Below are 8,418 nucleotides of genomic sequence, written 5' to 3'. Positions count from 1 at the left end.
GGCCGGCGTGGCGGGCGCCGGCGGGCCGGAGGCCGCGGCGTGGCGCGGTGGCGCATCGATCCATTCGAGCGCCAGACGCTGGCCCAGCCACTGCAGCAGGTCGGCCACGCGCACCGGCTTCACGAAGAAGTCGGCCGGCGTGACGCCGACGTCGTTGTCGAGCCCGCGGTCGAAGGCATTGGCCGAGACGATGGCCACCGGCGCCTCGCACAGGCCTTCCTCGCGCAGCTGGCGGATCGTGGCCCAGCCGTCCAGCCCCGGCATGGCCAGGTCCATCAGGATGGCGTCGGGCGGCGGGCCGGCGCGCAGCAAGCGCAGGGCCGCCTCGCCGGAGGCCGCCTGGCGCACCGTGAAACCCAGCGGCTCCAGCACCGTGGCGAGCAGGCCGCGGTCGGCCTCCTCGTTGTCGACCACCAGCACGCTGCGGCGCGCGCCGGCATAGCCGATGCGGCGCGCCACGCGCACCGCGGGCGCCACCGTCGCCTCGCTGGCCTGCGGCAGGAACAGCCGGATCGCGAAGGCGGTGCCGCGGCCGGGCGTGCTGCGCACCGTCATCTCGCCGCCCATCAGGTCGGTCAGCATCTTCGCGATGGTGAGGCCGATGCCGGTGCCGTGCCCGCCGCCGGCCAGCGCGCCGCCGCGTTCGAAGGGTTCGAACACGCGCGCCAGCTCATCGGACGTCATGCCGGGGCCCGAGTCCTCGATCTCGAAGTGCGCGATCTCGCGCGCGTAGCGCATGCGGAACACCACCTCGCCCTGCGCGGTGAACTTCACCGCGTTGCCGAGCAGGTTGATGAGGATCTGGCGCAGCCGCTTCTCGTCGGCGCGCACCACGTCCGGGCCCTCGATCTCGTGGCGGAACACCAGGCCCTTGGCGCGCGCCTGCAGCTCGAACATGCGCGCGAGCTCCTGCACCGCCTCGCACAGCCGCAGCGGCCGCACCTCCAGCGCGAGCTTGCCGCTCTCGATGCGCGCCAGGTCCAGCGTGTCCTCGATCAGGCTGGCGAGGTGGTCGCCGCCGCGGCGGATCACGCGCACCGCCTGCGCGCGGTGCGGCGGCATCGCCTCGTCCTCCTCCAGCAGCTGCGCATAGCCGAGGATGCTGTTGAGCGGCGTGCGCAGCTCATGGCTGATGGCGGTGATGTAGCGGCTCTTGGCGCGGTTGGCCTGCTCGGCCTGGTGCATCGCGCGCTCGGCCTGCAGCTTGGCCTCCTGCAGCTGCGCGTCGGTGCGGCGGTGCGACTCGATCTCGGTGCGCAGCGCGGCGGTCTGGCGGTTGGACTCCTCCTGTGCGACCTCGCGGCTCTTGTGCGTGAGCACCAGCCACCAGGCCACGGTCCCGGCGATCAGCAGCAGCGCAGCGAAGGCCTTCACGAAGCCCAGCTTCAACGCACCGGCCACCGCCGGCGCGAGCGGCGCGCCGCTGGCGGCCAGCGTGCGCAGCTCCTGGTGGTAGAGCAGCGCGAACAGCCCGCCGAGCAGTGGCACCACGGTGAGCATCAGCAGCAGGTAGTGGCCCAGACCGGTGTCGATGTAGGGCCACACGGCGCGCGGCAGCAGGCGCCGCAGCGCCGCCGACCACTGCGCGGCGAGCTTGGCCTCGGGCGGCTTGCACAGGTCGCCGCAGCGCGCGTCGAGCGTGCAGCACAGCGAGCAGATCGGCCCGCCGTAGGCCGGGCAGGAAGCGATGTCGTCGCGCTCGTACTCACGCTCGCAGATGCAGCAGCGGCTGAGGCGCGGGTAACGCCCATCGTCGCCGGCCGCCAGCGGCTCGGGCTGGCGGGCGATGTAGTAGCGGCCCTTCGTGGCCCAGGCGATCAGCGGCGCGGCGGCGAAGGCGGTGACCATCGCGATGGCCGCCGACCAGGCCTGCGCCATGGGTCCGTACAGGCCGATGTGCGCGGTGATCGACAGCAGCGAGGCGATGCCCATCGCACCCACGCCGACCGGGTTGACGTCGTAGAGGTGAGCGCGGCGGAACTCGATGCCGGGCGGGCTCAGGCCCAGTGGCTTGTTGACCACCAGGTCGGCCACCACGGCCATCATCCAGGCGATCGCGACGTTGCTGTACAGCCCGAGCACGCTGCCGATGGCCTGGAAGACATTGAGCTCCATCAGCATCAGCGCGATCGCGGTGTTGAACACCATCCACACCACGCGGCCCGGGTGGCTGTGGGTGAGGCGCGCGAAGAAGTTGCTCCAGGCCAGCGAGCCGGCGTAGGCGTTGGTGACGTTGATCTTGAGCTGCGAGATCACGACGAACAGCGCGGTCGCCGCGACCGCCAGGCCGTAGTGCGGGAACACATGCTCGTAGGCCGCGAGGTACATCTGGTTAGGGTCGACCGCGCGGTCCAGCGGCACCATGTGGCTGATGGCCAGCCACGCCAGCAGCGTGCCGCCCAGCATCTTCAGCACGCCCGGCAGCACCCAGCCCGGCCCGCCGACCAGCACGCCCAGCCACCAGCGGCCGCGCTGGCCGGCGCGCTTCTCCGGCATGAAGCGCAGGTAGTCGGCCTGCTCGCCCATCTGCGTGATGAGCGCAATGCCCACCGTGGTGGCCGCGCCGAAGTGCAGCCACGAGAAGCCGGCCACGCCCTTCTCACCGCCGTATGCGAGCAGGCCGTCGACGACGCCCGGGTTCTCGGCGAACACGTAGACATAGGGCGCGACCAGCATGGCCAGCCACAGCGGCTGGGTCCAGACCTGCAGCCGGCTGATCGCGGTGACGCCGTGGGTCACCAGCGGGATCACGACCACCGCGCAGATCAGGTAGCCCCAGGCCGGCGGAATATCGAAGGCCAGCTCCAGCGCATACGCCATCACCGCGGCCTCGAGCGCGAAGAAGATGAAGGTGAAGCTCGCGTAGATCAGCGAGGTGAGCGTGGAGCCGATGTAGCCGAAACCGGCGCCGCGCGTCAGCAGGTCCATGTCGACGCCGTGACGCGCCGCGTAGACGCTGACCGGCAGCCCGGCCAGGAAGATCACCAGGCCGGTCACCAGGATCGCCAGCGCCGCGTTGACGAAGCCGTGCTGGACCAGCAGCGTGGCCCCCACCGCCTCCAGCACCAGGAAGGACGCGGCACCGCCGATGGCGGTGTTGGCCACCCGCCAGGCCGACCACTTGCGGAAGGCGCGCGGCGTGAAGCGCAGCGCGTAATCCTCCATGGTCTCGCGCGCGACCCAGCTGTTGTAGTCGCGGCGCAGCTTGATCACGCGCTGCACCGGCGCGGCGGGCGGCGTGTCGGAAGCAGGCGGCAGGGCGGCGGGGTGGGACGGCATGGGCAGCAGGGTTGTACCTCACCGATCAAGAACCGCACCAGCCGGCCCGGACGCCGGTGCACTAGCATGGCATCCATCCTGCTCACAGCGCCCCACCATGGACCTGACGCCCCGCGAGAAAGACAAGCTGCTGATCTTCACCGCCGCGCTGCTGGCCGAACGGCGCCGGGCCCGGGGCCTGAAGCTCAACCACCCGGAGGCCGTGGCGCTGATCACCGCCGCGATCCTGGAAGGCGCCCGCGACGGGCAGAGCGTGGCCCAGCTGATGAGCGCGGGCCAGCAGGTGCTGACCCGGGCCGACGTGATGGACGGCGTGGCCGAGATGATCCCGGACATCCAGGTCGAGGCGACCTTCCCGGACGGCACCAAATTGGTGACCGTGCACCAACCCATTGCATGAGGCCGCTCACATGACGCCTGGAGAGCTGTTGCCGTCCGACGGACCGGACCATGTGCTGAACCCCGATCGCCGCACGCTGACGCTGGTGATCGAGAACGGTGGCGACCGGCCGATCCAGGTCGGCTCGCACTACCACTTCGCCGAGACCAACGGCGCGCTGCGCTTCGACCGCGCCGCGGCCCACGGCATGCGGCTCAACATCGCCTCGGGCACCGCAGTGCGCTTCGAGCCCGGCCAGCAGCGCACTGTCGAGCTGGTCGACTACGCCGGCGACCGCACGGTCTACGGCTTCCGCGGCCTCGTGCAAGGAAAGCTCTGACATGGCCACCATCGGACGCCGCGCCTACGCGGAGATGTACGGACCGACGGTGGGCGACCGCGTGCGGCTGGCCGACACCGAACTCGTCATCGAGGTCGAGGCCGACTACACGTTGCGCGCCGGCGGCTACGGAGAAGAAGTGAAGTTCGGTGGCGGCAAGGTCATCCGCGACGGCATGGGCCAGAGCCAGCGGCCCAACGGCCCCGGGCCGCACGACGCGGTGGACTGCGTGGTGACCAATGCGCTGATCCTCGACCACTGGGGCATCGTGAAGGCCGACATCGGCCTGCGCGGCCAGCGCATCGCCGCGATCGGCAAGGCCGGCAACCCGGACGTGCAGCCGGGCATCGACATCGTCATCGGCCCGGGCACCGAGGTGATCGCTGGCGAGGGCCTGATCGTGACCGCCGGCGGCATCGACTGCCACATCCACTTCATCTGCCCGCAGCAGATCGAGGAGGCGCTCTCCAGCGGCGTGACCACCATGCTCGGCGGCGGCACCGGGCCGGCCACCGGCACCTTCGCGACCACCTGCACGCCGGGGCCGGAGAACATCGCCAACATGCTGCGGGCGGCCGACGCCTTCCCGATGAACCTGGGCTTCTTCGGCAAGGGCAACGCGAGCCGCCCCGAGGCACTGCGCCAGCAGGTCGAGGCCGGTGTGATCGGCCTCAAGCTGCACGAGGACTGGGGCACGACGCCGGCCGCGATCGACTGCTGCCTGTCGGTGGCCGACGAGGGCGACGTGCAGGTGGCGATCCACAGCGACACGCTGAACGAGTCGGGCTTCGTCGAGAACACGGTCGCGGCGACGAAGGGCCGCACGCTGTGCGCCTTCCACACCGAGGGCGCCGGCGGCGGCCACGCGCCCGACATCCTGCGCGTGGTGGGCGAGGCGAACTTCCTGCCGTCCTCCACCAACCCGACGATGCCCTACACCGTCAACACGCTCGACGAGCATGTCGACATGCTGATGGTCTGCCACCACCTCGACGCGGCGATCGCCGAGGACCTGGCCTTCGCCGAGAGCCGCATCCGCCGCGAGACCATCGCGGCCGAGGACATCCTGCACGACCTGGGCGCGATCAGCATGTTCAGCTCGGACTCGCAGGCCATGGGTCGCGTCGGCGAGGTGGTGCTGCGCTGCTGGCAGACCGCGCACAAGATGAAGGTCCAGCGCGGCAAGCTGCCGGGCGACCCGGAGCGCCACGACAACGGCCGCGCCAAACGCTACGTGGCCAAGTACACGATCAACCCGGCCATCGCACACGGCATCAGCCACGAGGTCGGCAGCATCGAGGTCGGCAAGTGGGCCGACCTGGTGTTCTGGCGGCCGGCCTTCTTCGGCGTGAAGCTTCGCTGGTGATGAAGGGCGGCTTCATCGCGTCGGCGCTGATGGGCGATGCCAACGCCAGCATCCCGACGCCGCAGCCGGTGCACTACCGGCCGATGTTCGGTGCCTTCGGTGGCGCGCTCACGCGCGGTTCGCTCAGCTTCGTGAGCCAGGCCGCGCTGGCCTCGGAGGTGGGCAGCGTGTACGGCCTGCGCAAGCCGCTCTCGGCGGTGAAGCAGTGCCGCACCGTCAAGAAGGGCGACATGGTGCACAACGCCTACCTGCCGCGCATGGAGGTCGACGCCCAGACCTACCAGGTGCGCGCCGACGGCCAGCTGCTGACCTGCGAGCCGGCCACCGCCCTGCCGATGACGCAGCGCTATTTCCTCTTCTGATCCGCGGGCCCCGGCGGGGCCCCGGGCGGCAGCCCCTCCTGTGTGGCGCGCGCCATCAGGGCCCGGCAGTCGCGGTCCTCGCCGGGGCCGGTCTCGATCAGCGGGATGATCGCGGCGAGCGGGTTGATCAGTCCGAGCAGCAATGCGCCACCGCCGCGCGCCAGCAGTCGCGCCTTGTCGGGCGACACCTGCGGCTTCGCGAACGGGCCCTTCACGTCGAACGGCACGCGGGCGCTCAGCGGGCTCAGGTCCTTGGCCGTGGGCGTGACGCGCAGGTCGAGCTGCTCGTTCGTGAAGTCGGCCCGGCCGCGCGCCTCGATCACCGTGTCCACGGTGTCGAACACCGCGGCGCGCGTGCTCATCTGCCCGCGCTGGAAGCCGACGTCGACCAGCGCGCAGCGCACCTCGACCGAGCGGTCACCTCGCACCAGGAAGCTCAGTGCCTCGTAGGCGTCGAGGTCCAGCAACTCGAGCAGCAGGTTGCTGACCTGCCCGCGGCCCATCGCGAGCTGGGCCTCGCCATCGGCGCTGCCCAGCATCTGGGCGAACGACTGGCCCTGGCCGGCGAGCACGAGCCGACCGTTGATCGCGCCCAGCGCGCTCTTGGTGCTGCGCAGCTGCGGCAGCAGCGTGTCGAGCTGCAGGCGGCGCAGCTTCAGGTCGAGCTGCGCCGCCATCGGCTGCACGCGGCCGTCGATGTGCAGGTCGCCGTCGAGCCGCCCGCCGCCGAGCTGCAGCAGCAGCGGCGAGAGCGTCAGGCGACGATCGTCCATCTTCACGCGGAAGTCGAGCTTGCCGATCGGGAAGCTGCCGAGGTTGCGCACCTCCTGGCCGACGAAATGCACCTCGGCGTCGAGCGTGCCCCACTTGTCGGCGTCGAAGCGCTGCTGGGGCAGCACGCGGCGCGGGCCGTCGGACGACGGCGCCGACGCAGCGGCCGCGGCGGCCGGTGTCTTCTTCGCGCTCGTGGCCGGCACGGCCCTACTTGCGGCCGGGCGTGCCTTGCCGATCACCGGGCCGAAATCGGCCAGGTCGAGCGAGCTCGACACCAGCTCGCCGCTGAACAGCGAGCGCGGCGCGCGGCGCTCGAAGGCGACACGGCCGCCGAGGTCGCTGCGGCCGACAACGGCCTTGAAGTCCTCGTAGGTCCAGCGTGTGCCATCGAAGCGCAGCCGTCCCTCGGTCTTGTAGGGAGGCGTGTCGGGCAGGCCGACTCCGGCAATGCGGTGCCATTCGCCGAGCGAGCTGCCGGCGAGCTCGATCCGCAGGTCGGCGCGCTGCGGCTCGCGCGGCCGCACGATGCTGCCGTTCGCGGCGATCGCGGTGCCGCCGATGCGCCCGTCGAGCTCGAAGGCATAGGGCTGGTCCTCGTTGCGCAGCTGCAGCACCTCGTCGCCTTCCGCGCGGCCCTTCACCGGCAGGTCGTTCCAGCGGCCACTGGCCTCCGCCTGCAGGCGCGGGCGACCCCCGTCGACGCGGGTCTGCACCGCGAAGCGCACCTCGGCGCGCCGCGCGGTTTCGGCATAGGTGACGACGCCGCGGTCCAGCGCCACGCTGCCAAGGAACAGGGTGCGCTTCCCGTCGTTCTGCGCGCGCTCCAGCCGCCAGGTGCGGCGGCCGTCCGGCGCGCGCTCCAGCCACAGGTCGGGCTGCTCGGCGCGCACGTGCGGCAGCACGATGCGCCCGCGCAGCAGCGGCCACAGTGCCACCTCAAGCTCGACGCGGCGCGCTTGCAGGAAATCGGCGCGCCCGGCCCAGGCCGGGTTGCCGATCCGCAGGCCCTCCGCGGTGAGCCGTCCATGGCGACCGAAGCGCCACCACAGGTCGCCGTCGATCACCAGCGTGCGGCCGGTGGCCGCCTGCACCCGCTCACCGATCCAGCCCCGCAGCGGGTTGAGCTTCCAGGGCACGATCCACGCGACCGCGAGCGCGATCGCCAGCGCGAGCAAGACGATCGCCAGACGGCGCAGCAGGGACGGGAAACGGGTCGGCATCGGATCTCGGCGGCGCGCGGCGCGGAGGGGCGGGCGCGAACTGCGAGCGTGACGCGGCCGGGCCGTCGCCGCCATCGGCCGGCGGCGGGTCGGCCTGTAGGCCGTGGCCTACGGTGGCGCGCAGCCAGGGGCATACTCGCGCCATGCTGACCCTCAACAAACTGCTCGCGCGCGGCGCGGGCCTCGCACCCGCGCTGCTGAAGCGCGCCGCGACGGTGGAACTCGACTGGGACGTGCGCCAGAAGAGCCGCTTCGATGCCACCGACTCGCAGGGCCGCGCGCTCGGCGTGTTCCTGCCGCGCGGCAGCGTGGTGCGCGGCGGCGACGTGCTGGTGGCCGAGGACGGTTCGCTGGTCCGCGTGATCGCCGCGCCCCAGTCGGTGCTGGTGGTGAGGCATTGCAGCGAACACGGCTCGGCCTTCGACCTGCTGCGCGCCGCCTACCACCTCGGCAACCGCCATGTGCCGCTGGAGCTGCAGCCCGACCGCCTGCAGCTCGAGCCCGACCATGTGCTGGCCGACATGTTGCGCGCCATGCACCTGATCGTCAGCGAGGCGCAGGCGCCGTTCGAGCCGAGAGCGGCGCCTACGGCGAGGCGGCCGCGCACGGGCATGGCCACGCCGGGCACGATCACGCGCACGACCACGACCACGGACCCGCCGCAGGCCAGCACCCCGGCGCCGACGCCGCGTGGCCGG

General features: G+C 71.8%; 4 protein-coding genes and 2 pseudogenes. 4 read left to right on the top strand and 2 right to left on the bottom strand.

The window, feature by feature from the left end; translation table 11 throughout:
• A partial coding sequence (locus Y694_RS17760) for an ATP-binding protein (protein WP_036234922.1) occupies positions 1-3,279 on the bottom strand: 3,279 nt, incomplete at its 3' end.
• Between the two features lie 97 nt (positions 3,280-3,376).
• On the opposite strand from Y694_RS17760, the gene Y694_RS17755 reads away from it, so the two are divergent.
• The 3 genes and pseudogenes from Y694_RS17755 to ureC all read left to right on the top strand — a co-directional run bounded on the left by Y694_RS17755 (position 3,377) and on the right by ureC (position 5,726).
• Complete coding sequence (locus tag Y694_RS17755) at positions 3,377-3,679, top strand: urease subunit gamma (protein ID WP_011828269.1); 303 nt, start codon at positions 3,377-3,379, stop codon at positions 3,677-3,679.
• A 10-nt stretch (positions 3,680-3,689) separates the two neighbouring features.
• Entirely contained in the window at positions 3,690-3,998 is a 309-nt protein-coding gene (locus tag Y694_RS17750) for an urease subunit beta (RefSeq protein WP_011828268.1), read from the top strand.
• A 1-nt stretch (position 3,999) separates the two neighbouring features.
• Positions 4,000-5,726 (top strand): annotated as a pseudogene (gene ureC, locus Y694_RS17745) (urease subunit alpha).
• Here the strand turns inward: ureC and Y694_RS17740 are convergent.
• Entirely contained in the window at positions 5,711-7,720 is a 2,010-nt protein-coding gene (locus Y694_RS17740) for an AsmA family protein (RefSeq protein WP_036234921.1), read from the bottom strand. The pseudogene ureC and the gene Y694_RS17740 sit on opposite strands and share 16 nt — an antisense overlap.
• A gap of 143 nt (positions 7,721-7,863) precedes the next feature.
• Between Y694_RS17740 and ureE the strand changes: the two are divergent.
• Positions 7,864-8,418, top strand: a pseudogene (ureE, locus tag Y694_RS17735) (urease accessory protein UreE); the annotation flags it as partial.

The sequence above is a fragment of the Methylibium sp. T29-B genome (genome assembly GCF_000576225.1).
Lineage (GTDB): Bacteria > Pseudomonadota > Gammaproteobacteria > Burkholderiales > Burkholderiaceae_C > Methylibium > Methylibium petroleiphilum.
Note: the sequence above shows the minus strand (reverse complement) of the source record. Positions and strands in the feature narration are given on the sequence as shown.